The organism is Streptomyces sp. NPDC107471 (assembly GCF_055582845.1).
Genome location: NZ_JBVJPC010000004.1, coordinates 561,921 through 584,698 on the forward strand (window position 1 = coordinate 561,921; position 22,778 = coordinate 584,698).

Annotated in this window: 23 protein-coding genes; 11 read left to right on the plus strand and 12 right to left on the minus strand. The window is 71.7% G+C overall.

Features of this window, described 5'->3' with window-relative positions; all coding sequences use genetic code 11:
• Positions 1-153 precede the first annotated feature (153 nt).
• Positions 154-984: a response regulator transcription factor gene (locus ACZ66S_RS16315; protein WP_469902186.1), complete on the minus strand. Its 831-nt coding sequence runs from the start codon at positions 982-984 to the stop codon at positions 154-156.
• A 116-nt stretch (positions 985-1,100) separates the two neighbouring features.
• Here ACZ66S_RS16315 and ACZ66S_RS16320 point away from each other — a divergent pair, with 116 nt between their 5' ends.
• Together ACZ66S_RS16320 and ACZ66S_RS16325 are read left to right on the plus strand one after the other, a co-directional pair.
• Positions 1,101-2,768 carry an AMP-binding protein gene (locus tag ACZ66S_RS16320; protein ID WP_469902187.1) on the plus strand — a complete coding sequence of 556 codons (1,668 nt, stop codon included), beginning with the start codon at positions 1,101-1,103 and terminating at the stop codon, positions 2,766-2,768.
• Complete coding sequence (locus ACZ66S_RS16325; RefSeq protein ID WP_469902188.1) at positions 2,765-4,351, plus strand: AMP-binding protein; 1,587 nt, start codon at positions 2,765-2,767, stop codon at positions 4,349-4,351. The genes ACZ66S_RS16320 and ACZ66S_RS16325 overlap by 4 nt, the downstream gene beginning before the upstream one ends.
• A gap of 692 nt (positions 4,352-5,043) precedes the next feature.
• On the opposite strand, the gene ACZ66S_RS16330 is transcribed toward ACZ66S_RS16325, so the two are convergent.
• Positions 5,044-5,724, minus strand: a complete 681-nt coding sequence (locus tag ACZ66S_RS16330; protein WP_469902189.1) for a hypothetical protein — start codon at positions 5,722-5,724, stop codon at positions 5,044-5,046.
• 200 nt (positions 5,725-5,924) lie between these two features.
• Between ACZ66S_RS16330 and gcl the strand changes: the two genes are divergently transcribed.
• Positions 5,925-7,709: a glyoxylate carboligase gene (gene gcl / locus ACZ66S_RS16335; RefSeq protein ID WP_469902190.1), complete on the plus strand. Its 1,785-nt coding sequence runs from the start codon at positions 5,925-5,927 to the stop codon at positions 7,707-7,709.
• 229 nt (positions 7,710-7,938) lie between these two features.
• Here the strand turns inward: gcl and ACZ66S_RS16340 are convergent, their stop codons facing one another.
• From ACZ66S_RS16340 to ACZ66S_RS16355, 4 genes are all read right to left on the minus strand, one after another.
• Entirely contained in the window at positions 7,939-8,178 is a 240-nt protein-coding gene (locus tag ACZ66S_RS16340; protein WP_469902191.1) for a hypothetical protein, read from the minus strand.
• A gap of 288 nt (positions 8,179-8,466) precedes the next feature.
• On the minus strand, positions 8,467-9,924 hold the full coding sequence (locus ACZ66S_RS16345) for a catalase (protein ID WP_469902192.1): 1,458 nt from the start codon (positions 9,922-9,924) through the stop codon (positions 8,467-8,469).
• Positions 9,925-10,038: 114 nt separating this feature from the next.
• Positions 10,039-10,953, minus strand: a complete 915-nt coding sequence (locus ACZ66S_RS16350) for a 2-hydroxy-3-oxopropionate reductase (protein ID WP_469902193.1) — start codon at positions 10,951-10,953, stop codon at positions 10,039-10,041.
• Positions 10,954-10,984: 31 nt separating this feature from the next.
• Entirely contained in the window at positions 10,985-11,824 is an 840-nt protein-coding gene (locus ACZ66S_RS16355; protein WP_469902194.1) for a TIM barrel protein, read from the minus strand.
• 136 nt (positions 11,825-11,960) lie between these two features.
• On the opposite strand from ACZ66S_RS16355, the gene ACZ66S_RS16360 reads away from it, so the two are divergent.
• The 7 genes from ACZ66S_RS16360 (at position 11,961) to ACZ66S_RS16390 (ending at position 17,582) form a co-directional block, all read left to right on the plus strand.
• Complete coding sequence (locus ACZ66S_RS16360) at positions 11,961-12,212, plus strand: YkoF family thiamine-binding protein (protein ID WP_359427472.1); 252 nt, start codon at positions 11,961-11,963, stop codon at positions 12,210-12,212.
• Between the two features lie 47 nt (positions 12,213-12,259).
• A complete protein-coding gene (locus tag ACZ66S_RS16365) occupies positions 12,260-12,568 on the plus strand; it encodes a helix-turn-helix domain-containing protein (RefSeq protein WP_469902404.1) in 309 nt (102 codons plus the stop codon).
• An 82-nt stretch (positions 12,569-12,650) separates the two neighbouring features.
• Positions 12,651-13,169, plus strand: a complete 519-nt coding sequence (gene uraD, locus ACZ66S_RS16370) for a 2-oxo-4-hydroxy-4-carboxy-5-ureidoimidazoline decarboxylase (RefSeq protein ID WP_469902195.1) — start codon at positions 12,651-12,653, stop codon at positions 13,167-13,169.
• Positions 13,166-13,561 (plus strand): hydroxyisourate hydrolase, encoded by a 396-nt coding sequence (gene uraH / locus ACZ66S_RS16375; RefSeq protein WP_365458265.1) that lies wholly within the window; start codon positions 13,166-13,168, stop codon positions 13,559-13,561. Before uraD ends, uraH begins: the two co-directional genes overlap by 4 nt.
• A gap of 5 nt (positions 13,562-13,566) precedes the next feature.
• A complete protein-coding gene (pucL, locus tag ACZ66S_RS16380) occupies positions 13,567-14,514 on the plus strand; it encodes a factor-independent urate hydroxylase (RefSeq protein ID WP_469902196.1) in 948 nt (315 codons plus the stop codon).
• Positions 14,515-14,629: 115 nt separating this feature from the next.
• Positions 14,630-16,006, plus strand: coding sequence for an 8-oxoguanine deaminase (locus tag ACZ66S_RS16385; RefSeq protein ID WP_469902197.1), 1,377 nt, complete (start codon positions 14,630-14,632; stop codon positions 16,004-16,006).
• A gap of 211 nt (positions 16,007-16,217) precedes the next feature.
• The gene (locus tag ACZ66S_RS16390; protein ID WP_469902198.1) at positions 16,218-17,582 is read left to right on the plus strand and encodes a nucleobase:cation symporter-2 family protein; all 1,365 of its coding nucleotides are present in this window, start codon (positions 16,218-16,220) and stop codon (positions 17,580-17,582) included.
• Here ACZ66S_RS16390 and ACZ66S_RS16395 read toward each other — a convergent pair.
• The gene (locus ACZ66S_RS16395) at positions 17,567-18,376 is read right to left on the minus strand and encodes a chitosanase (RefSeq protein ID WP_469902199.1); all 810 of its coding nucleotides are present in this window, start codon (positions 18,374-18,376) and stop codon (positions 17,567-17,569) included. The two genes, ACZ66S_RS16390 and ACZ66S_RS16395, sit on opposite strands and share 16 nt — an antisense overlap.
• Positions 18,377-18,473: 97 nt before the next feature.
• Entirely contained in the window at positions 18,474-19,271 is a 798-nt protein-coding gene (locus ACZ66S_RS16400; protein WP_469902200.1) for an AraC family transcriptional regulator, read from the minus strand.
• Positions 19,272-19,358: 87 nt separating this feature from the next.
• Here ACZ66S_RS16400 and ACZ66S_RS16405 point away from each other — a divergent pair, with 87 nt between their 5' ends.
• Complete coding sequence (locus ACZ66S_RS16405; protein ID WP_469902405.1) at positions 19,359-20,222, plus strand: NAD(P)H-binding protein; 864 nt, start codon at positions 19,359-19,361, stop codon at positions 20,220-20,222.
• A gap of 213 nt (positions 20,223-20,435) precedes the next feature.
• Here the strand turns inward: ACZ66S_RS16405 and ACZ66S_RS16410 are convergent, their stop codons facing one another.
• The 4 genes from ACZ66S_RS16410 to ACZ66S_RS16425 all read right to left on the minus strand — a co-directional run bounded on the left by ACZ66S_RS16410 (position 20,436) and on the right by ACZ66S_RS16425 (position 22,757).
• Positions 20,436-20,852: an acyl-CoA thioesterase gene (locus tag ACZ66S_RS16410; protein ID WP_469902201.1), complete on the minus strand. Its 417-nt coding sequence runs from the start codon at positions 20,850-20,852 to the stop codon at positions 20,436-20,438.
• A 55-nt stretch (positions 20,853-20,907) separates the two neighbouring features.
• Positions 20,908-21,531 (minus strand): hypothetical protein, encoded by a 624-nt coding sequence (locus ACZ66S_RS16415; protein WP_469902202.1) that lies wholly within the window; start codon positions 21,529-21,531, stop codon positions 20,908-20,910.
• A 70-nt stretch (positions 21,532-21,601) separates the two neighbouring features.
• Complete coding sequence (locus ACZ66S_RS16420; protein WP_469902203.1) at positions 21,602-22,201, minus strand: histidine phosphatase family protein; 600 nt, start codon at positions 22,199-22,201, stop codon at positions 21,602-21,604.
• Positions 22,202-22,361: 160 nt separating this feature from the next.
• Positions 22,362-22,757, minus strand: a complete 396-nt coding sequence (locus ACZ66S_RS16425) for a DUF5955 family protein (protein ID WP_469902204.1) — start codon at positions 22,755-22,757, stop codon at positions 22,362-22,364.
• Positions 22,758-22,778 lie beyond the last annotated feature (21 nt).

Consider the following 22,778-nt stretch of genomic DNA (forward strand, 5'->3'; position numbering starts at 1 on the left):
TCCCTGTGTCGTGTCCTGGCCAATATTAGGCAAGGTGCTTCGAAATTCGACGGGAAGAAGCGGTGAGGGAAATAACAACCGGTTCCGCATGAAGAAATTCAAAGCGCCCGCGAATGAATGAGATGTCTGCAAATGGTACGGGAGCGGCCGGTCTCACGGGAGCAGTCCCGCCCGGCGCGCGGCGACCACCGCCTCGCCCCGTGTCCTCGCCCCGAGCCTGCGCATGGCCGACCGCAGGTACGCCTTGACCGTCTCGGCGCTCACGCCCAGCCTCTCCGCCGCCACCGCGTTCGTCGCCCCGGCCGCCACACAGGCCAGCACGTCCAGCTCACGAGGGGCCAGGGCGACCGCGTCCGAGGGCGCGGAATCCGAGGTCAGCAGCGCGCACGCGTCGAGCAGCTCGGCCCGCAGCGCGGGGTCGCCGATCCGCGGGGCCAACGCCCGCAGTGCCGCGTGCGCCTCCCGGACCTGCTCCCACGCGGAGGTGTCACCGCGCCCCGGCTCGGCCCGCGCCGCCGCCAGCACGTCCCGGGCCTCGTCGTCCACGACCAGCGCCTGCTCCACGTCCCGCGCCGCGTCCACCGCCGCCGTCAGGGTCCGGTCGCCCAGCGGCCGGGCGTCGCGCAGGGCGCCGTACAGCACGCCCCGCACCCGGCGCCGTACGACCACGGGCACGGCCAGCACCGAGCGCAGGCCCTCCGCGGCGACGGCGGCGTCGTACTCGTGGCTGATCTGCCGGGACAGTGAGTAGTCCGCCACGGCGCACGGGCGGGCCAGCGCGACGGTCCTGCCGCCGAGGCCGTTGCCCGAGGTCACCGCGAGCGCGAGCAGCGAGGTGGTGGACGTGCCGCTCAGTTCGCTGATGCGTATCTGCGGGCGCCCGGACTCCACCAGACCGCCGAACGCGACCGGGAGGCCCGTGGTGCGCCGCAGCCGCACGAGTGCACGCCGGATCTCCACCGCGCCGGCCGCGTCCACTGTCACCTGTTCGTCCCTTCACCGCCGCACACACCCCCGTTCGGGGGTAGTGAGACCTGCATCACGGATTACACGATGGCAGAGAGCCGCCCGGCAATGGTCCGGTACGAGGAGGACGCAAGATGACGGCCACGGAGGATTTCCGCGGGGCGCGGGACTTCCTGCTGCAACACCGCGAGGACTACGCCACGGCGTACGAGGGCTTCGCCTGGCCCCGCCCGCGACACTTCAACTGGGCGCTCGACTGGTTCGACGTCATCGCGCAGGGCAACGACCGCACCGCCCTGCACATCGTCGAGGAGGACGGCGGCGAGGTCCGGCTGTCCTTCGCCGAGATGGCCGAGCGGTCCGACCGCGTCGCCAACCTGCTGCGCGAGCGCGGGGTGGAGGCCGAGGACCGGATCCTCGTCATGCTGGGCAACCAGACCGAGCTGTGGGAGACGGCCCTCGCGGCCATGAAGCTGCGGGCCGTCGTCATCCCGGCGACCCCGCTGCTCGGCCCCGCCGACCTGCGCGACCGCGTCGAGCGCGGCCGGGTGCGGCACGTCCTGGTACGGGCCGAGGACACCGGCAAGTTCGACGAGGTGCCCGGCGACTACACGCGCATCGCGGTCGGCGGCGTACCCGAGGGCTGGCAGCCGTACGAGGACGCGTACACCGCCCCCGAGGAGTTCCTGCCCGACGGGCCGACCCTCGCCGACGACCCGCTGATGCTGTACTTCACCTCCGGGACGACGGCCCGGCCCAAGCTCGTCGAGCACACCCACACCTCGTACCCGATCGGGCACCTGGCGACCATGTTCTGGATCGGGCTCAAGCCCGGTGACGTGCACCTCAACATCTCCTCGCCCGGCTGGGCCAAGCACGCCTGGTCCAACCTGTTCGCGCCGTGGAACGCCGAGGCGACCGTCTTCATCCACAACTACACCCGCTTCGACGCCGGCCGTCTCATGTCCGAGATGGACCGGGCCGGGGTCACGACCTTCTGCGCCCCGCCGACCGTGTGGCGCATGCTCATCCAGGCCGACCTGACCCAGTTGCGCACCCCGCCCCGGGAGGTGGTCGCCGCCGGCGAGCCGCTGAACCCCGAGGTCATCGAGCAGGTCCGACGGGCCTGGGGCATCACCATCCGGGACGGCTTCGGACAGACCGAGACGGCCGTGCAGGTCTCCAACAGCCCCGGCCAGGTGCTGAAGACCGGCTCCATGGGCCGCCCGAGCCCCGGCTACAAGGTGGAGCTCCTCGACCCGGTCTCCGGCGCGCCCGGGGCGGCCGAGGGCGAGATCGCGCTGGACCTCGCCGCCCGCCCGGTCGGCCTGATGACCGGCTACCACGGCGACCCGGACCGCACGGCGGAGGCGATGGCCGGCGGCTACTACCGGACCGGGGACGTGGCCTCGCGGGACGCCGACGGCTACCTGACCTACATCGGCCGCAGCGACGACGTCTTCAAGGCCTCCGACTACAAGATCAGCCCCTTCGAGCTGGAGAGCGCGCTCCTCGAACACGAGGCGGTCGCCGAGGCGGCCGTCGTGCCCGCCCCGGACGAACTGCGGCTCGCGGTCCCGAAGGCGTACATCGTGCTGGCGGAGGGCTGGCAGCCCGGTCCCGACACCGCCAAGGTGCTGTTCGAGCACTCCCGGCAGGCGCTGGCGCCCTACAAGCGGATCCGGCGGCTGGAGTTCGGCGAGCTGCCCAAGACGGTGTCCGGCAAGATCCGGCGGATCGAACTCCGCGAGGCCACGGCGGCGGGGTCGGACGCGGAGTACCGCGAGGAGGACTTCCGGTGAACTCGTACGCGCACGGCGTCAGCACGACGGAACTGCTCGGCGACACCATCGGGGCCGACCTGGACCGGGCCGTCTCGACCTGGCCCGACCGGGAGGCGCTCGTCGACGTGCCGTCCGGGCGGCGCTGGACCTACGCCCGGTTCGGCGCCGACGTCGACGAGTTGGCGTCCGCGCTGCTCGCCTCCGGGGTGGCCAAGGGCGACCGGGTGGGAATCTGGGCGGTCAACTGCCCCGAGTGGGTGCTCGTCCAGTACGCCACCGCCCGCATCGGCGCGATCATGGTGAACATCAACCCGGCGTACCGCACCCACGAGGTCGAGTACGTGCTGAGGCAGGCGGGGATCTCCCTGCTCTTCGCCTCGCTGCGCCACAAGACCAGCGACTACCGGGCGATGGTCGACGAAGTGCGGGGCAGGTGCGGGGAGTTGCGGGAGGTCGTGTACATCGGCGACCCGAGCTGGGGGGAGTTGCTGGGGCGGGCCGTGCCGGACGCGGTGCACCCGGAACTGTCCTGCGACGACCCGATCAACATCCAGTACACCTCGGGCACCACGGGCTTCCCCAAGGGGGCCACGCTCTCCCACCACAACATCCTCAACAACGGTTACTTCGTGGGCGAGTTGATCTCCTACACGGAACAGGACCGGGTCTGTGTCCCGGTGCCCTTCTACCACTGCTTCGGCATGGTGATGGGCAATCTGGCGGCCACCTCGCACGGCGCCTGCATCGTCATCCCGGCCCCGTCCTTCGAGCCGGCGGCGACGCTGCGGGCCGTCCAGCAGGAGCGCTGCACCTCGCTGTACGGCGTGCCGACCATGTTCATCGCGGAGCTGAACCTCCCCGACTTCGCGAGCTACGACCTCTCCTCGCTGCGCACCGGCATCATGGCGGGCTCGCCGTGCCCGGTGGAGGTGATGAAGCGGGTGGTCGCGGAGATGCACATGGCGGAGGTGTCCATCTGCTACGGCATGACGGAGACCTCGCCGGTCTCGCTGCAGACCCGCGGGGACGACGACCTGGAGCACCGCACCGGCACGGTCGGCCGGGTCCTGCCGCACATCGAGGTCAAGGTCGTGGACCCGGCGACCGGCGTGACCCAACCCCGGGGCACGGCGGGGGAGTTGTGCACCCGCGGCTACAGCGTGATGCTCGGCTACTGGGACGAGCCCGAGAAGACCGCGGAGGCCGTCGACCCCGGTCGCTGGATGCACACCGGTGATCTGGCGATGATGCGCGAGGACGGGTACGTCGAGATCGTCGGCCGCATCAAGGACATGATCATCCGGGGCGGCGAGAACATCTACCCGCGCGAGATCGAGGAGTTCCTCTACGGCCACCCGGGGATCGCGGACGTCCAGGTGGTCGGCGTCCCGCACGAGCGCTACGGCGAGGAGGTGCTGGCCTGCGTGATCCCGCGCGACCCGGCGGCCCCGCCGACCCTGGAGGACCTGCGCGCCTTCTGCGACGGCAGGCTGGCCCACTACAAGATCCCGACCCGCCTGCAGATCCTCGACGCCTTCCCGATGACGGTCTCGGGAAAGGTCCGCAAGGTGGAACTGCGGGAGACGTACGGGGCGGGGTGAGGGACGGGGCGGGGTGAGGTACGGGGCGGGGTGAGCTACGGGGGGACGCCCACCGCGGCCGCCGCCTCGCAGGGTCCTCCCGTAGGCCGCGCCGGTGCCCCCTGCCCGTGCCGTCCGGCACCCGGGCGGTGCCGGGCGCCGGGGCCCGGCGGCCAGGGGCGTCCTCCGCGTCCGGTGGTCGGGCGGCTCCGGGATCCCGCCCCCCGGGTCGGTCGGTCGGCCCCGCCCAGTTCTCCTTCTGGCTGGGGTGAGGGTGACTGCCAGGGGTCAGGTGCCGGGGTGGTGTCCTTCGCGTCCGGTGGTCGGGGGCGTGGCGTGGTGCAGCCCCCGGCTGGTCGGTCGCACGAGTCGGTCCCGCCCCTGCCCACCTCCGGACATCGTGTCGTCCGGGGTAAGGGCGAGTGTCAGGGGTCAGGCGCCGGGGTGGCGCCCGCCGCTTCCCGTGCTCGGGGGGCGGCTGCCGGGGCCTGCCGGTCTGCTGTGGTGCGGGCCGGCCCCGGTCCGTGGGTCGCAGGAGTCTGTCGCGCCTCGGCCCGCCGCCCGGACTCCCGCCGTGCTCGGGGTGGTTGGCGGGGCCTCCCGGTCCGCGGTGGTGTGGGCCGGCGGTCCCGTCCGTCGGTCGCACGGGTCGGTTCCGCCTCGGCCTGCCCTCCGGGCTCCCGGATCTCCAGGACCCCCGGGCCGCCGGAGGCCTACGGCCCGCCGAGTTCGTCCGCTGGGGCGTTCACCGGCTGGGGGGTGCCTGTCAGGTCCAGGACGAACAGGGGGACGCCCAGGGTGTCGGCGCGGGTGCGGGCCTCGGAGGTGTAGCCGGCCAGGGAGAAGTACACGCAGTGCGCGGACTCCGTCATGGCCGTCAGCCACAGGCACTCCACGTCCCGAGGTGAGGCCGGCCGTACGGTCGGGTCCACCTGGGCCAGCAGTCCGCGGGCCGCGAGCCCGATGCCGGACGGCGGCCGCTGGTCCGCGCGCCGGATGTCCTGGTAGCCGAGCCAGCGCAGATACAGCGCGGCCACGGTGACCGCGTCGCGCGCGGTGCGGATCGTGATGGGCTGGAAGGCGCGGCGTGCGGGCGCGGCCGCCTCCGGCTGCGGCCCCGCCTCGGGGGAGGCCTCCCCGGCCACCGGGATCCGCAGCACCGTCCCGCAGCCACAGCCCAGCTCCGGCTGCGGCCACTCGGCCTCGCGGCCGCAGACCGCGCACTCCACGCAGACCCACGCCTCCTCCCACACCTGGTGGGTGACGGCCACGGGCGCGCCGTGCCGGTCCAGCGGCGGACAGACCGGGGCGCCGCACTCGCACGGGTACGACGGCGCCGCGTAGAGGTGCTCGCGCCGGCAGACCGGACAGCGCACCGACACGCTCTCGGACATGGCCTCATCGTCCTCCAGGAAGCGGCCGTCTGTCCGTCCCTTGAGCACCTTCGTCCCTTGACGGCCTCGCCCCCTCCACTTACATTGCTTCCAGATAGTAGAAAACATATTCCGCAATACGGAAGTGCTCGCCGCGGGGCGCGACGGGAGTACGCATCCGACAGCCGAAGCATCAGAAGCAGTCGAAGCAGGAGTACTCGATGGCTCGAATGACCGCTGCCCGCGCGGCAGTTGAGATCCTCAAGCGCGAAGGTGTCACGGACGCGTTCGGTGTCCCCGGCGCGGCGATCAACCCCTTCTATGCCGCGCTCAAGGCCTCCGGGGGCATCCACCACACCCTCGCCCGCCATGTGGAGGGCGCCTCGCACATGGCCGAGGGCTACACGAGGACCCACCCCGGCAACATCGGCGTCTGCATCGGGACCTCCGGCCCCGCCGGCACCGACATGATCACCGGGCTGTACTCCGCCACCGGCGACTCCATCCCGATCCTGTGCATCACGGGCCAGGCCCCGACCGCCGTGATCCACAAGGAGGACTTCCAGGCCGTCGACATCGCCTCCATCGCGGGGCCGGTGACGAAGATGGCGGTGACCGTCCTGGAGGCCGCCCAGGTCCCCGGCGTGTTCCAGCAGGCCTTCCACCTGATGCGCTCCGGCCGCCCGGGCCCGGTCCTCGTCGACCTCCCGATCGACGTCCAGCTCACCGAGATCGAGTTCGACCCGGACACGTACCAGCCGCTCCCGGTCTACAAGCCGGCCGCGAGCCGCGCCCAGATCGAGAAGGCGCTCACGCTCCTCAACGAGTCCGAGCGCCCGCTGATCGTCGCCGGCGGCGGTGTCATCAACGCCGACGCCGCCGAACTCCTGGTCGAGTTCGCCGAGTTGACCGGCGTCCCGGTCGTCCCGACCCTCATGGGCTGGGGCGTCCTGCCGGACGACCACGAGCTGAACGCCGGCATGGTGGGCCTGCAGACCTCGCACCGCTACGGCAACGCCACCTTCCTGGAGTCCGACTTCGTCCTCGGCATCGGCAACCGCTGGGCCAACCGCCACACCGGCAAGCTGGACGTCTACACGGCCGGCCGGAAGTTCGTCCACGTCGACGTGGAGCCCACCCAGATCGGCCGGATCTTCGCCCCGGACTACGGCATCGCGTCCGACGCCAAGGCCGCCCTGGAGCTCTTCGTCGAGGTGGCGCGGGAGTTGCAGGCGGCCGGCCGGCTGCCCGACCGCTCGGCGTGGGCGGCCTCGGCGCAGGAGAAGAAGGCGACCCTCCAGCGCCGTACGCACTTCGACGACATCCCCATCAAGCCGCAGCGCGTCTACGAGGAGATGAACAAGGCCTTCGGCCCGGAGACCCGGTACGTCTCCACCATCGGCCTCTCCCAGATCGCCGGCGCCCAGATGCTGCACGTCTTCCGGCCCCGGCACTGGATCAACTGCGGCCAGGCGGGCCCGCTGGGCTGGACGATCCCGGCCGCACTGGGCGTCGCCAAGGCCGACCCGGAGGCACAGGTCGTCGCCCTCTCCGGCGACTACGACTTCCAGTTCATGCTCGAGGAGCTGGCCGTCGGAGCCCAGCACCGGATCCCGTACATCCACGTCCTCGTGAACAACTCCTACCTGGGCCTCATCCGCCAGGCCCAGCGCGCCTTCGACATCGACTTCCAGGTCAACCTGGAGTTCGAGAACATCAACTCGCCGGAGCTGGGCGTCTACGGCGTCGACCACGTCAAGGTCGCCGAGGGCCTCGGCTGCAAGGCGATCCGGGTGACCGACCCGGCGGAACTGGGCGCCGCCCTGGAGCAGGCGAAGAAGCTCGCCGCCGAGTTCCGGGTCCCGGTCGTCGTCGAGGCCATCCTGGAGCGGGTCACCAACATCTCGATGTCGACGACGAACGACATCGGCAACGTGGTCGAGTTCGAGGAGATCGCGACGGAGCCGGCCCACGCGCCGACGTCGATCAAGCCGCTGAAGGTCTGACAGCGCGTACGGCCGAAGGGCGGTCCCACCGTGAAGGTGGGACCGCCCTTTGCCGTGCCCGGCTCCCCCGAAGCCGTCCCCCGTCGTGCGGCCCGCCGCCCCCGTGCCGGCGGGCCCCACGTGTAGAAGAATGTGCCCGGGGCAGGGGCTCGTTGAAGCTCCCTGACCCATGTTCAGAGGTTGATTTGAGGATTCCGTAGCAGGCGTACGACCGCTGTCGTACGCCCGCTCACGGCTCGTGGTGCTCGGACAGTCCCGGCCAGTCGTCGGGACCGCCCCCCTGCCACTCCACGATGTCGTCGTCCTCGACCTCGATCCGGTCCAGGTCGACGAGCCGGAGCAGCTCGACGACGTCGTCCAGATGCGAGGCGACGCCCAGGTTCTCCTCGTCCACGGTGACGCGCCGCGAACCGTCCAGGCCCGGAGCGTGCACCACGACATGGGGTTGGTGTGCGGGGTGTGCTGCCATGCCTTCAGCGTCCTGCGCCGCGCCGGATTCCGCACCCCGGACACGACGGAGCGCCGGACACGGGTTCGTCCGTGTCCGGCGCTCCGCGGTCGGGCGGATGTTGCCGGGACCGCGGCGGCCGCGACGGAACCGGGGCGCGCTCCTTCCCTCAGGTCGAAGAAAGAGGGCCCGGTGCCTTCACCACCGCACTGGCTCGCTGGCCGCCGCGGTCCTCCCCTGACCGCGCCCGGTGCCGGGCGACCACCCCTCATCCGGGTCGCCGGGCGCGTCGGGCGCGGTCAGGGAGTCTCAGTCCTCGCGCAGCGCGTGGACCGCCTCCTCCACGCGCCGCCCGTACTCCGGGTCGGCGGCGTGGAAGTGCGTCAGGTTCTTCTCGATCACGTCGTCGCGGGAGACCCGGGACAGGCCCCCGGCGATGTTCGCGACCAGGCGGGACCTCTCGTCGGCGGACATCAGGCGGTACAGCTCGCCCGCCTGGAAGAAGTCGTCGTCCTTGGTGTGCCGGGCGGCCTCGTGGGTGCCGGTCCAGCCGCTGACCGCCAGGGGCGCGGACAGGGCGCGGCCGGTCTCCGCCGGGCCGCCGTAGGAGTTGGGCTCGTAGTTCTTGGCGTACCGGCCCTGGGAGTTGACGGCCATGAACCCGTCCCGGCCGTAGTTCCGCGCGGTCGTCGCCCTCGGGGCGTTCACCGCGAGCAGGGTGTGGTTGACGCCCAGGCGGTAGCGGTGGGCGTCGGCGTACGCGAACAGCCGGCCCTGGAGCATCTTGTCCGGCGAGGGACCGATGCCCGGAACGAAGTTGTTCGGGGAGAACGCGGCCTGCTCGACCTCGGCGAAGACGTTGTCGGGGTTGCGGTCCAGGACCAGGCGGCCCACCCGCTGGAGCGGGAAGTCGGCGTGCGGCCACACCTTGGTGAGGTCGAAGGGGTTGAAGCGGTACTCCGCCGCCTCCGCGACCGGCATGAGCTGCACGTACAGCGTCCAGGACGGGTGCACACCCCGCTCGATCGCCTGGAGCAGGTCCGTCTGGTGCGAGTTCGGGTTCCTGCCCGCGATCTCCGCGGCCTGCTCGGACGACAGCGACCGGACGCCCTGGTTGGTCCTGAAGTGGTACTTGACGAAGAAGGCCTCGCCCTCGGCGTTCGTCCACTGGTAGGTGTGCGAGCCGTAGCCGTTCATGTGGCGGTACGACGCCGGGATGCCGCGGTCGCCCATCAGCCAGGTCACCTGGTGCGTGGCCTCGGGGGAGTGCGCCCAGAAGTCCCAGACGTTGTCCGGCTCCTGACGTCCCGTGAACGGGTCCCGCTTCTGCGAGTGGATGAAGTCCGGGAACTTGATGGGGTCCTTGATGAAGAACACCGGGGTGTTGTTCCCGACGAGGTCGTAATTGCCCTGCCCGGTATAGAACTTGACCGCGAAGCCGCGCGGGTCACGGACGGCGTCCGCACCCCCGAGCGAGTCGGCGACGGTCGAGAAGCGCACGAAGACCTCGGTGCGGCCGCCGACCGAGCCGAGGAAGTCGGCGCAGGTGAACCCCGTGACGTCGTCCGTGACCTCGAAGTGGCCGTACGCGCCGGAACCGCGGGCGTGCACCACGCGCTCCGGGATCCGCTCACGGTTGAAGCGGGCGAGCTTCTCCAGCAGGTGCTGGTCCTGGAGGAGGAGCGGGCCGCCGACACCGGCGGACGCGGAGTTCTGGTTGTCGGCGACCGGGGCGCCGGACTCGGTGGTGAGCACGCGCTTCGACATGGTGGGCAATCCTCGACAAACTGTTGAACGGGTGGGCATGGTTCCGGGCGGCGCCACCGCCTGGGCGCGACAGGACAGATGTCAGCGGTGGCGCCGCCCGGAGTCTTGGAGGGGTCAGACCTGGGCGCCGGACAGGCGCTCCACGGCCCGCAGCAGGGCCGAGTGGTCCAGGCCCCCGTCGCCCTGCGCGCGCAGACTGGCGACGAGCTGGGCGACCACGGCGCCGACGGGCAGGGCCGCGCCGACGTTGCGGGCGGCGTCGGTGACGATGCCCATGTCCTTGTGGTGCAGGTCGATGCGGAAGCCCGGCTTGAAGTCGCGCCGCAGGAAGTTGTCCTTCTTGCGCGCGAGCACGGTCGAGCCGGCGAGGCCGCCGCCCAGGACGTCCAGCGCGGCCTTGAGGTCCACGCCCGACTTCTCCAGGAAGACCACGGCCTCGGCGCACGCCTGGATGTTGACGGCGACGATGAGCTGGTTGGCGGCCTTCACAGTCTGGCCCGAGCCGTGCGGACCGCACAGCACGATGGTCTTGCCGAGCGCCTCGAAGATCGGCTCGGCCTCGTCGAAGTCGGCCTGCTCACCGCCGACCATGATGGACAGCACGGCCTCGATCGCGCCGGCCTCACCGCCGGACACGGGCGCGTCCAGAACGCGGATGCCCTTGTCCTTCGCCGCCTTCGCCAGGTCGACGGAGGTCTGCGGGGTGATCGAGGACATGTCGATCAGCAGGGCGCCGGAGCGGGCGTTCTCCAGGATCCCCTCGGGGCCGTACGCGATGGCCTCCACCTGCGGGGAGGCGGGCACCATCGTGATGATCACGTCGGCGTCCCGCACGGCCTCGGCGAGGGAACCGGCGGCGGTGCCTCCGGCGGCCGCCAGCCGGTCCAGCTTGTCCTGTTCCAGGGTGAAGCCGGTGACGTCGTAACCGGCCTTGACCAGGTTCTCGGACATGGGGGAGCCCATGATGCCGAGGCCTATCCAGGCAATCGCCGGGCGGGCTGGGTGGGAAGAATGCGCGAGGTTGCTCATGATGGGGTGCCTCTCAGGAAAAAAAGGGGGGTCAGCGGGGCAGCCAGTCGAAGGCCTCGGCGCTCGGGCGGTCGCCCGGCTTGTACTCGAGACCGACCCAGCCGTCGTAGCCCGCCTTGCGCAGTCGGTCGAGGAGGTCGCCGAGGGGCAGCGAGCCGGTGCCCGGAGCGCCGCGGCCCGGGTTGTCGGCGATCTGCACATGGCCCGTTCTCGGGGTGAACTCCTCGATCACCGCCGGCAGGTCCTCGCCGTTCATGGACAGGTGGTAGAGGTCCATGAGGAACTTCGCGTTGCCGAGGCCGGTGGCGTCGTTGACCTTGTCCACGACCTCCACCGCCGCGGGCGCGCTCACCAGCGGGTACAGCGGGGACTCGGGCTTGTTGAGGGCCTCGATCAGCAGGATCGCGCCGATCCGGTCGGCCGCGCGGGCCGCCAGGGCCAGGTTCTCCAGCGCGAGCGCGTCCTGCTCGGCCGGGTCCACGCCCTCGACGCGGTTGCCGTACAGGGCGTTGAGCGCCTTCGTGCCGAGCGATCCGGCGAAGTCGGCGGCCACGTCGATGTTGGCGCGGAACCGCTCCGACTCCTCGCCGGGGATCGACAGGGCGCCGCGGTCGGGGCCCGGCAGTCGGCCGGCGTAGAAGTTGAGGCCCGTGAGCTGGACGCCCGCGTCCTCGATCGCCTTCTTCAGGGCGTCGAGCTCGGAGCGCTCGGGGGTCGGGGTGTCGATCCAGGGCCACCACAGCTCGACCGCCGTGAAGCCGGCCGCGGCGGCGGCCGCGGGGCGCTCCAGGAGCGGGAGTTCCGTGAAGAGGATCGACAGGTTGACGTTGAAGCGCTGCTCTGCGGCTGTGCTCGATCCAAAAGCTGTCATCGCGGGACGCTCCCTTCCGTGTCGAGCGTTTCCGTAATGTGGAAGTTAGTTTCTGCTTATTGGAAGATTGCCGTCGGGTCGGAGGCGTTGTCAAGAGGGCCCGACGGAAAACGGCACCGCGGGTTAGGTTGTGCGCGTGCGATTGAGAGTGGAGTTCACGACCGAGCCCTTCGATCTCGACGAGGCCCCGGCGCACGCGCTCGTGGCCCGGGAGGTCATCGAGGCGGCCGAGCTGGACGCGGTGGACGTCGGCCCGTTCGGCAACACGGCCGAAGGCGGCGCCGACGAGGTGCTCACCGCCGTGGACGCCCTGCTGCGCCGGACCCTGGCCTCCGGAGCCACCCGGATCTCCCTCCAGGTGAACGTCCTCGGGGAGGGCGACGCGTGAGCGCCGACGAGCCCTTCATCTCGGCGGTCAAGCCGCTGGTCGACGCCATGGGCGGCGAGCTGCTCCCGCCGGACGAGGCCGGCCCCGACGACGTCGTGCTCTCCTGGGCGGGCACCGACGTGGTCGCCGTACGGCTGCCGCAGCTCGCGGACTCGCTCGACCACATCCTGGCCGCCATGGAGCGCAAGCAGGGCAAGCCGCTCGCCGACCTCGACCGCAAGGCCAAGCAGGAGGTCGTCCGGATACTGGAGGCGCGCGGCGCCTTTTCCGTGCGGCACGGCGTGGAGACGGTGGCGAGCGCCCTCGGAGTGAGCCGCTTCACGGTGTACAACTACCTGAACCGGGACAAAGCGTAGGCTCCGGAGCCGTCAGGTTTCGTAACCCCGAATTTTCAACAAAGTGTTGACGTGATGTCGCGGTGGGGCGTTAGCTGACTCCGTGACTTCGACTTCCACGTCCCCCGGCCTGGCCCGGTTCAACGTCCTGGAGGAGCACGCGGCCCACGCCGTCCTCCTCGAGGCGTGTGCCTCGACGGCGTGGGTTCGGCGTCTGCTCGCCGCCCGCCCCTACGCGACCGCCGAGGACCTCTACACCACCAGCGACACCGCCATGGCGGGGCTGACCGCCGACGACCTCGCCGAGGCCATGGCCGGCCACCCGCCGATCGGCCGGCCCAAGCCCGGCGACCCGACCTCCGCCCGCGAGCAGCGGGGCATGGCCGGCGCCTCCGAGGAGCTCAGGGCGCAGATGCTGGAGCTGAACCTGGCGTACCAGGAGAGGTTCGGCCACGTCTTCCTGATCTGCGCGACCGGCCGCAGCGCCGAGCAGATGCGCGACGCGCTCGAGGAGCGGATCGGCAACACACCGGAGCGGGAACACGAGATCGTCCGCACCGAGCTGGGCAGGATCAACCGTATCCGGCTCGCCCGCATCGTCGAAGAGGACGCCCGACCATGAGCACCAGCACCACCGCATCCGTGTCCACGCACATCCTGGACACCAGCGTCGGCCGCCCCGCCGAGGGCGTCCCCGTCCAGCTCGCGGCCCGCGCCGGCCGCCAGGCGGACTGGCAGGCGCTCGGCGGCTCCGCGACCGACGCGGACGGGCGGTGCAAGGACCTGCCGGCGCTGCCGGAGGGAACCACCCACGTACGGCTCGACTTCGCCGTCGAGCCGTACTTCTTGAAGAAGCAAGCCGATGCGCAGCAGGACGCCCCCGCGAATCGGGACAGCGGTGCCGGTGCGTTCTTCCCGGAGGTGGCGATCACGTTCGCCGTCGTGCCGGGCGAGCACTACCACGTACCGCTGCTGCTCAACCCGTTCGGCTACTCCGTTTACCGAGGGAGCTAGCAGACATGGCAGTCAATCCCCACCAGGCCCGCCCTGTGATTCTTGGACAGAACCAGTACGGCAAGGCCGAGAACCGAGTCGTCAGGATCACGCGGGACGGCGCCACCCACCACATCAAGGACCTCAACGTCTCCGTGGCCCTGAGCGGCGACATGGACGAGGTCCACTACTCCGGCTCCAACGCCAACGTGCTGCCGACCGACACCACCAAGAACACGGTGTACGCGTTCGCCAAGGAGCACGGCATCGAGTCCGCCGAGCAGTTCGGCATCCACCTGGCCCGCCACTTCGTGACCTCGCAGGAGCCGATCCGGACGGCCCGCATCCGCATCGAGGAGTACACCTGGGAGCGCATCGCGCCCTCCGACGCCAACTCGCAGTTCATCGGCGCCGACGAGGTCAAGCACTCCTTCGTGCGCAAGGGCCAGGAGACCCGGCTGACCCAGATCACCTACGACGGCTCGTCGTGGGAGGTCGTCTCGGGCCTCAAGGACCTCACGGTGATGAACTCGACCAACTCCGAGTTCTGGGGCTACGTCAAGGACAAGTACACGACCCTGACCGAGGCCTACGACCGCATCCTGGCCACCGAGGTCTCCGCCCGCTGGCGCTTCAACTGGACCGACGACGAGCAGAAGGCGCCCCACTGGGAGAAGTCCTACGAGCAGGTGAAGAAGCACATGCTCCAGGCCTTCGCCGAGACGTACTCGCTCTCGCTCCAGCAGACCCTGTACCAGATGGGCTCGCGGATCATCGAGAACCGCAGCGAGATCGACGAGGTCCGCTTCTCCCTGCCCAACAAGCACCACTTCCTGGTCGACCTGGAGCCCTTCGGCCTGAAGAACGACAACGAGGTGTACTTCGCCGCCGACCGGCCCTACGGCCTGATCGAGGCGACCGTCCTGCGAGACGGCGTCGAGCCGAGGATCCCGGTGGACCTCACCAACCTCTAGCAACTCCGTCGCGGCACCCGCGGCCGGCAAGGGCCTGGAAGGGCTCACCGGCCGCGGCACTCAAAACTCCCGGGGTCCTGCCGTGCCCTCTCCACCCCAGCGCAAAGGACGAACCATGGCAGCAGACCGGCGCATCGTCATCGAGAACTGTTCGATCGCGACCGTGGACGCGCATGACACCGAGTACCCGAGCGGACACGTCGTCATCGCCGGCAACCGCATCGAGTCGCTCGGCGCGGGCAGGGCCCCCGAGGGCCTGGAGAACGTCGACCGCCGTATCGACGCCACCGGCCACCTGGTGACCCCCGGCCTGGTCAACACCCACCACCACTACTACCAGTGGATCACCCGGGGCCTGGCCACCGACCACAACCTCTTCGACTGGCTCGTCGCCCTCTACCCGACCTGGGCGCGCATCGACGAGCAGATGGTCTACGCGGCCGCCCAGGGCTCGCTCGCCATGATGGCCCGCGGCGGCGTCACCACCGCCATGGACCACCACTACGTCTTCCCCGCCGGCTCCGGCGACCTGTCCGGCGCGATCGTCCGAGCCGCCCGCGAGACCGGCGTCCGCTTCACCCTCGCCCGCGGCTCCATGGACCGCAGCGAGAAGGACGGCGGCCTGCCCCCGGACTTCGCCGTGGAGACCCTCGAAGGCGCCCTCGCCGCGACCGAGGCGACCGTGAAGGAGCATCACGACTCCTCCTTCGACGCCATGACCCAGGTCGCCGTCGCGCCCTGCTCACCCTTCTCCGTCTCCACCGAACTCCTGCGCCAGGGCGCCGAGTTGGCCCGCCGTCTCGGCGTACGGCTGCACACCCACGGCTCGGAGACCGTCGAGGAGGAGCAGTTCTGCAAGGAACTGTTCGGCATGGGCCCCACCGACTACTTCGAGTCCACCGGCTGGCTCGGCGAGGACGTGTGGATGGCCCACTGCGTCCACATGAACGACTCCGACATCGCCGCCTTCGCCCGGACGAGGACGGGCGTGGCGCACTGCCCCTCGTCCAACGCCCGGCTGGCCGCGGGCATCGCACGGGTCCCCGACATGCTCGCCGCCGGTGTCCCGGTCGGCCTCGGCGTCGACGGAACCGCCTCCAACGAGTCCGGCGAACTCCACACCGAACTGCGCAACGCCCTGCTCATCAACCGGCTCGGGGCGCACCGGGAAGCGGCGCTGAACGCCCGCCAGGCCCTGCGCCTGGGCACGTACGGCGGCGCCCAGGTGCTGGGCCGCGCGGCCGAGACCGGCTCCCTGGAGGCGGGCAAGCTCGCCGACCTGGTGCTCTGGAAGCTCGACACCCTCGCCCACGCCTCGATCGCCGACCCGGTCGCCGCACTGGTCCTCGGCGCGGCGGCACCGGTCACGGCCTCGTTCGTGAACGGCCGCCAGATCGTCGAGGACGGCCGCCTGCTGCACGTCGACGAGGACCGGATCGCCCGCTCGACGCGGGAGCAGGCGCAGCGCCTGGCCCGCGTCGCCGGTCACTGAGTCCCGTACGGCATCGATCTCCGGCCGGGAGGGACGGCTCCCGGTCGGCAGCCGTGGACGCCCTGTGGTGTCCTCGGCGGCCGTGCCCGGGGCGCGTGCACCACGTACGCGCCCCGGAACGGTCTCCGTTCCCGGTCCCGCACGACCACTCGCACCACCTCCATGAAACCCACGTCAACGCCGACGTGTAACCGCCCGGAGGCGAGCCGCAGTGTCAGTCCACCCCGTCGACGAAAAGCTCCCCGCCCTGAAGATGGCGACCACCGGCCTCCAGCACGTGGCCGCCATGTACGCCGGAGTCGTCGCCCCGCCCCTGATCGTCGGCGCGGCCATCGGCCTTTCCCCCGCCGACCTCACCTTCCTCACCGGTGCCTGCCTGTTCACCGCGGGCCTCGCCACCTTCCTCCAGACCCTCGGCATCTGGCGGATCGGCGCCCGGCTGCCCTTCGTCAACGGCGTCACCTTCGCCGGTGTCGCCCCCATGACCGCGGTGGTCGCCTCCACCGACGACAAGTCCGACGCCCTGCCGATCATCTTCGGCGCCGTGATCGTCGCCGGACTCCTCGGCTTTGTCGCCGCCCCCTTCTTCAGCAAGGCGATCCGCTTCTTCCCGCCGGTCGTCACGGGCACCGTCATCACCCTGATCGGCGTCTCGCTCCTGCCGGTCGCCTTCGGTTGGGCCCAGGGTCCCAACCCGGCGGCGGACGACTACGGTTCGACGACCAACCTGGGCCTGGCCGCGGCGACGCTCCTGATCGTGCTGCTCCTGCGCCGCTTCACCCGGGGCTTCGTGAAACAGGTCGCGGTGCTGCTCGGTCTCATAGCCGGCACCGTGGTCGCGATCCCGTTCGGGGCCACGGACTTCGGGCCGGTCACGGACGCCGCGGTCGTCGGCTTCCCGACGCCGTTCCACTTCGGCGCCCCGCAGTTCCAGATCGCGGCGATCGTGTCGATGTGCGTCGTCATGGTGGTCTCGATGACCGAGTCGACCGCCGACATGCTGGCGCTGGGCGAGATCGTCGAGCGCCCGGCCGACGAACGGACCATCGCGGCGGGCCTGCGCGCCGACACCCTCGGCTCCGCGATCAGCCCCCTCTTCAACGGCTTCATGTGCAGCGCCTTCGCCCAGAACATCGGGCTGGTCGCGATGACGAGGATCCGCAGCCGCTACGTCGTCGCCACCGGCGGCGCCTTCCTGGTGCTGATGGGCCTGTGCCCCATGGCCGCCTCGCTGATCGCCGTCGTCCCCCGCCCGGTGCTCGGCGGCGCCGGAGTGGTGCTGTTCGGCTCGGTCGCCGCCAGCGGCATCCAGACCCTGGTCAAGGCGGGCCTGGACAAGGACAACAACGTCCTGATCGTCGCCGTGTCCCTGGCCGTCGGCATCATCCCGATCACCGCGCCGGAGTTCTACCACGCCTTCCCCGAGACCGCGAAGATCGTCCTGGACTCGGGGATCTCGACCGGGTGCGTCGCCGCGGTGGCGCTGAACCTGGTCTTCAACCACCTCGGCCGGGGCCGGGACGCCCAGGACGTCACCCACCCCATGGAGGCGGTCCCCGCTCAGCCGATCTCGTAACTGTCCCCGTACACCCGCCACCTGAGCGGTGGGTCCAGGTCGAGATTGCCCTGCTCCAGGAAGATCCGCTGGGCGGTCTCGACCCGGCTCACGTCACTGTGCGCCGCCTCCTGCCGCATCGCCCACACCCGGGCGTCCAGGAAGGCGTGCAGATACCTCGTCTGGTCGCCGCCGTCGGCGGGGGTGCCGGCCCCTTCGCGGGCCCGGTCCCGGATGCCGCCGAAGCTCAGGGCGTCGGTGCCGGGGCCGTGCATGACCATCGCGTCGTAGTACACGAACTGGCCGAGCGTGCCGAGGCCGTCCTTCTTGGCGCGCGCGACCGCGGGACCGAAGTAGCCGCGGTCCCGCTCGTCCCGCTGTGCCGCGCGGAACCGCGAGGTCTTCGCCGCCTGCCGCCAGGCCGCGGGGAAGCCCGGGTCCAGCCCGTCGTGCGAGCCGGTGCCGTCCACCGCGCGCAGGGCGGGCAGATAGGGGGCCAGGGGATTGCCCGGGACCCGGTCCGTGTAGAGCTCGACCAGCGCCAGCATGTCGCTCGTACCGGAGCAGAAACCGATGATGCCGGCGGTGTAGCCGCGGCCGTCCCCGATGTCCTCGATGTAGGCGTACTGCGCCTCCCAGTCCAGCGAGGAGTTCTCCGCGCTGGACACCAGGCGCATCGCGAGGTCCTTCTTGACCGGGTCGTCGAGCCCGGCCGGGTCCGCGGCCTCGGCGGACGACCACCCGGAGCTCAGCACTCCGGCTCCGAGGGCGGCCAGCAGGGTGCGGCGGGCGGAAGATCTGGACAGGAAGGCCACGTTGGCTCCAAGTGGGGCGCTGTGAACGGGTGTTGAGGGTCGCGCGGCAACTTGGGAATGCCGTGAGGGCGCGATGGCAGGTCACTGTGAAGCCGGTTCACGGTCTGTCGATCACCTGGCAGGCGCGAGGGGCGGGAAGCCGTCCGGAGAAGTAGGAGCGCGGCGGGACGCCCATCAGGGTGCGGAAGTCGGACGTCATGTGCGACTGGTCGTAGTACCCGGTGACGGCGGCCAGTTCGGCCGAGGCCAGCTCGGTGGCACGGGCGAGCACCGCACGGACGCGGTCGATGCGGGCGTAGTGCTTGGGCGAGAGCCCGACGCCCTCACTGAACAGGTTCCGCAACTGGCGCTCGCTGACGGCGAGTTCACGGGCCACCTCGCCGACCGGACGGGGTGTGCGGCCCGGGCGGACGGACAGTGCGGCGACCGCGGCCCGCAGAAGTTCGGCGCGCGCCCCGGCGGCTGCGGTGGGCAGCCGGTCCGGGAGGACGTCCGCGAGCCGGGCGGCGAGGTCCTCGGGCTCCAGCCGCCCGAGCTCGTACGCCAGCCGCCGCGCGGCCGGGCCCGGCAGCGCGCCCAGCGGCACGATCCGTCCGACCAGATCGACCGCGGGGACGCCCAGCAGCGGCCGGGTCGTGCCGGGGGCGAGCCGTACCTCCACGCAGGACACCTCCCTCTTGCTCTCGTGGTAGGTGGCGCGCACCCGGGGCCCCGCCACCAGCAGGGTGGGCCGGCCGCGCGCCTCCCTGCGGACGATCACCTTGGTCGTGGGGTCCGGCAGCCGGACGAACGGCTCCCGGGGATCCGCCGCCACGGCCGGGGCCCCGATCCCGGCGATCCACGGACCCAGTGGGTCGGAGGCGCGCGGGGCTCGCTCGGAAACGGAGTCGGTCACGCCTCCACGGTAAGCGTGGCGCCGGGCTGTCCGGTCGCGCGAAACGTGCCGGAATTTCCTATCGGCCGGGGCGGTGCCGCGCCCACCGTGGAGCCCATGATCCTGGTCACGGGTGCCACGGGCACCATCGGAAGCGATGTCGTACGACGGTTGGTGGAGCGCGGCGAGAAGGTGCGCGCGCTCACGCGGGACCCGGGGCGGGCCGAGCTGCCGCCGGGAGTGGAGGCGGTCCGCGGGCACCACCGCGCCCCCGGCTCCGTGGCATCGGCCATGGCGGGTGCCGACGCCGCCTTCCTCGTGGGTGTCTTCGGACCGGAGGACGCCGACAGCGACCGAAGGATGGTGGAGGCGGCCCGGGCGGCGGGGGTGCGGCGCGTGGTGAAGCTCTCCGCGATCAGCGCGGGGGACCCGAGGACGGGTCTGGGCGGCGTCGCGCACGGCCACGGCGAGGATGCGGTCCGGGGGAGCGGCCTGGAGTGGGTGATCCTGCGGCCGTCGGCCTTCGCGTCCAACACGTCGAGCTGGGCGGGGGCGCTCCGCTCGGGTGAGCCGGTGCCGAACATGCTGGGCTCGGGCCGGCAGGGGGTCGTCGACCCGCGGGACGTCGCCGAGATCGCCGTCGCGGCGCTGGTCGGGGCGGGGCACACGGGGCGGACGTACGCCCTGACCGGCCCCGAGACGCTCAGCCCCCGGGACCAGGCGGCCGTGCTGGGGGAGGTGCTGGGCCGTCGGGTGGAACTGCGGGACCTGACCCCGCCCCAGACGCGCGAGCTGCTGGTGGCCTCCGGCTGGAGCGAGGAGTCGGCGGCGGGGATGCTGCGGAGCGTCCGGTTCGTGGCCGAGGGAGGGAACGCGGTGGTCACCGGGGACGTGGCGGAGGTGCTGGGCCGTCCGGCGCGGACGTACCGGGAGTGGGTGCGGGACCACACGGGGGTGTTCGGCGCAGGGTGAGGGGTCGCGGCCGGGGGTGGGCTGTGGGGGCTGGCGCGCAGTTCCCCGCGCCCCTGCGGGGCCCGGCTGAGGCCGACAATGACTGCACCCACCCCAGGGGCGCGGGGAACTGCGTGACCGGCCACGACGCGCCCGCGGCCGCCTGACGGCAGGTCGAGGCACCTCCTCGGGCGCACTGCGACGCCGGGTGGGAACCGGAACCGGCGGCCTGACCTACAGCAGGCTCGGATCCGTGGCCAGGCCCTTCAGGACCTCGCCCGCGTGCGCGACCAGGCGCCGCTCCTTGAGATCCATCAGACCGCCGACCGCGGTGATCTCGGCGGCCACGGTGCCGTCCTTCTTGCGGATCGTCTGCCGGATCCGGAACGTCTTGCCCTCGCCCCACTCGAACGCGCAGGTCACCTCCACCTCGTCACCGGCCAGGAGCTCCCGCAGATAGCGGATGGTGGTCTCCAGCGCCACCGGTCCCACCCCGCTGCCGATGAGCTCGGACTGGGTGATCCCGGCGGCCCTGAGCAGCGACCAGCGGGCGTGCTCCGCGTAGTTGAGGTACACGCTCTGGTTGAGGTGGCCCTGTACGTCCGTCTCGTACCCGCGGACGGTCACCGGCACGGAAAACGGCTCGCTCACGTCAATCCCCTCTCGCACCACGGCAGTTGCTGCACCCGATCCTGACATGCGCCCCCTACACCCGGCGCGGCGAGGCCAGCAGGTACCGGGCCCTGGTCCGCGGCTGCGTGTACTCACCGGCCTGCCAGCCGGCCCGCTCCAGGGTGATCGCGCAGGCCCGCAGGGTCTCGCCGTCCGGTGCGTGCACGGCCACCGCCTCGGGCTGCGGGGTCGCGCGCACCCGGTAGCCGGACGAGCCCCCCGCTTCCGGTGTGTGCCCGGCCGCCTCCAGCGCCAGCGCGGCCGCCTGCACCAGATGCGCGCGCTCCCAGCCGCAGGGCCGGTCGGTGGCCCCGTCGGGGTTGGTCATCCGGCGCAGCTCCAGCAGCCCCTGCCAGGCGCTGTGCACCTCGCGCGTCCGGGCCGGTCCGGTGTCCGCGGGCTCCTCGGTGCCGCCGATGTGCGCGGAGAACACGTCGGCGGCCGGGGCCTCGGCCTGCGCGGGCGCCTCCTCGACCGTCTCCCGTACGCGGTGTCCGGCCGGTGTCAGGAAGTGGTCATGGGGCGGTCTCGGATGGCGGAAGGCCAGCCCGCGCCTCACCAGCGCGTCCAGTTGCGCCTCGGTGCCCCGCAGCCGCCCGGTGACCGGGTCGGCGGCGTCGATGACACGCCGCTGCGCGGCGGTGGGCGGTCGCGACACGGCGTGCTCCTTCCGGGCGAGGGGCCGTACGACGGCCGTACGGATCACCGGCCCCCTCCGCTTTTGAAGGCTACGACGGGGGTCTGACATTCCACCCGGCGATCACCGGCCGCCCGTGCTCGGTGCCCAGTCGGCACAGCGTCCCCGTGGCCAACTGGAACAGCGCCCCGGCCGAGGCGGGCAGCCCGAGCCGCCGGGCGGTGAGCACCCGCAGGAAATGACCGTGCGCCACCAGGACCACGCACCCCTCGGTGTTCGCGTGCGCCGCGTCCACCTTGGCCAGCACGCGGTCGGCCCGCTCGCCGACCTGCTCCGGACTCTCCCCGGGGTGCTCGGGCGGGCCGGGCGCCACCCCGTCCGTGAACAGGAACCAGTCCGGACGCTCCCGCTGGATCTCGACGGTGGTGACGCCCTCGTAGCCGCCGTAGTCCCACTCGCGCAGATCCACGTCGACCCGCAGGTCGTGCAGCCCGATGAGCTCCGCGGTCTCCCGGGCCCGCTGGAGGGGGCTGACGAAGGCGGCGCCGATGCGGTGGGAGCGGATCAGCGGCACCAGGCGGCGCGCCTCCTCCCGGCCGCGCTCGGTCAGCGGTACGTCCGTCACGCCGGTGTGCCGCCCGGACCGCGACCACTCGGTCTCACCGTGCCGCACCAGAAAGAGATCACCCACGCGCCCGACCTTTCCCGCTCGCCTCCCAGCACCGTCCCACAGGGACCCGGTGCCGCGCAGGACGGATTGGGCCGGACGGCCCGGGCCGGACGCGGCGGGAAGGGCCGCCCGCCCCGAGGGACCGACCCCCCGTGCCGGGTGGGCCGGACGGATCCCTCCCTCAGACCCCCGGCAACCCCTGCACCGACTGGGCGAGTTGGCCCACCGCCACCACCAGCGGGGTCACCGGCTGCACGAACTCGTTGAGGCGGTCGAGGGCGCGGCGCAGGACCGTCGGCTGGGGTTCGGGTTCCTCGAGTTCCTCGCGGAGGCGGCGCAGCTCCCTGGTGGTGGCGTCGGGGTCGGCCAGGGCCGCCCGGTGCTCCGCCAGCAACCGCTCGACGAGCGCGAGGAGTTCGGCCGTGCGCTCGGCGTCCTGCGGCTGGAAGGAGACCGAGCCGGAGAAGGCCTGCGCGCGGTGCCCCACGGCCTGGTTGCCGACGTGGTGGGTGCCGCCGCTGATCATGACGCCGTTGTTGACCGGAGGGTCCTGGCGTCCGTCGTCGTTGCCCGTCATGAGGATCTCCTGCTCACCGAA

Coding starts and splice junctions, on each gene's coding strand:
- ACZ66S_RS16320 (WP_469902187.1), top strand. CDS start 1,101: ATGACGGCCACGGAGGATTTCCGCGGGGCGCGGGACTTCCTGCTGCAA.
- ACZ66S_RS16330 (WP_469902189.1), bottom strand. CDS start 5,724: ATGTCCGAGAGCGTGTCGGTGCGCTGTCCGGTCTGCCGGCGCGAGCAC.
- gcl (WP_469902190.1), top strand. CDS start 5,925: ATGGCTCGAATGACCGCTGCCCGCGCGGCAGTTGAGATCCTCAAGCGC.
- ACZ66S_RS16340 (WP_469902191.1), bottom strand. CDS start 8,178: ATGGCAGCACACCCCGCACACCAACCCCATGTCGTGGTGCACGCTCCG.
- ACZ66S_RS16345 (WP_469902192.1), bottom strand. CDS start 9,924: ATGTCGAAGCGCGTGCTCACCACCGAGTCCGGCGCCCCGGTCGCCGAC.
- ACZ66S_RS16350 (WP_469902193.1), bottom strand. CDS start 10,953: ATGAGCAACCTCGCGCATTCTTCCCACCCAGCCCGCCCGGCGATTGCC.
- ACZ66S_RS16355 (WP_469902194.1), bottom strand. CDS start 11,824: ATGACAGCTTTTGGATCGAGCACAGCCGCAGAGCAGCGCTTCAACGTC.
- ACZ66S_RS16365 (WP_469902404.1), top strand. CDS start 12,260: ATGGGCGGCGAGCTGCTCCCGCCGGACGAGGCCGGCCCCGACGACGTC.
- uraH (WP_365458265.1), top strand. CDS start 13,166: ATGAGCACCAGCACCACCGCATCCGTGTCCACGCACATCCTGGACACC.
- pucL (WP_469902196.1), top strand. CDS start 13,567: ATGGCAGTCAATCCCCACCAGGCCCGCCCTGTGATTCTTGGACAGAAC.
- ACZ66S_RS16385 (WP_469902197.1), top strand. CDS start 14,630: ATGGCAGCAGACCGGCGCATCGTCATCGAGAACTGTTCGATCGCGACC.
- ACZ66S_RS16425 (WP_469902204.1), bottom strand. CDS start 22,757: ATGACGGGCAACGACGACGGACGCCAGGACCCTCCGGTCAACAACGGC.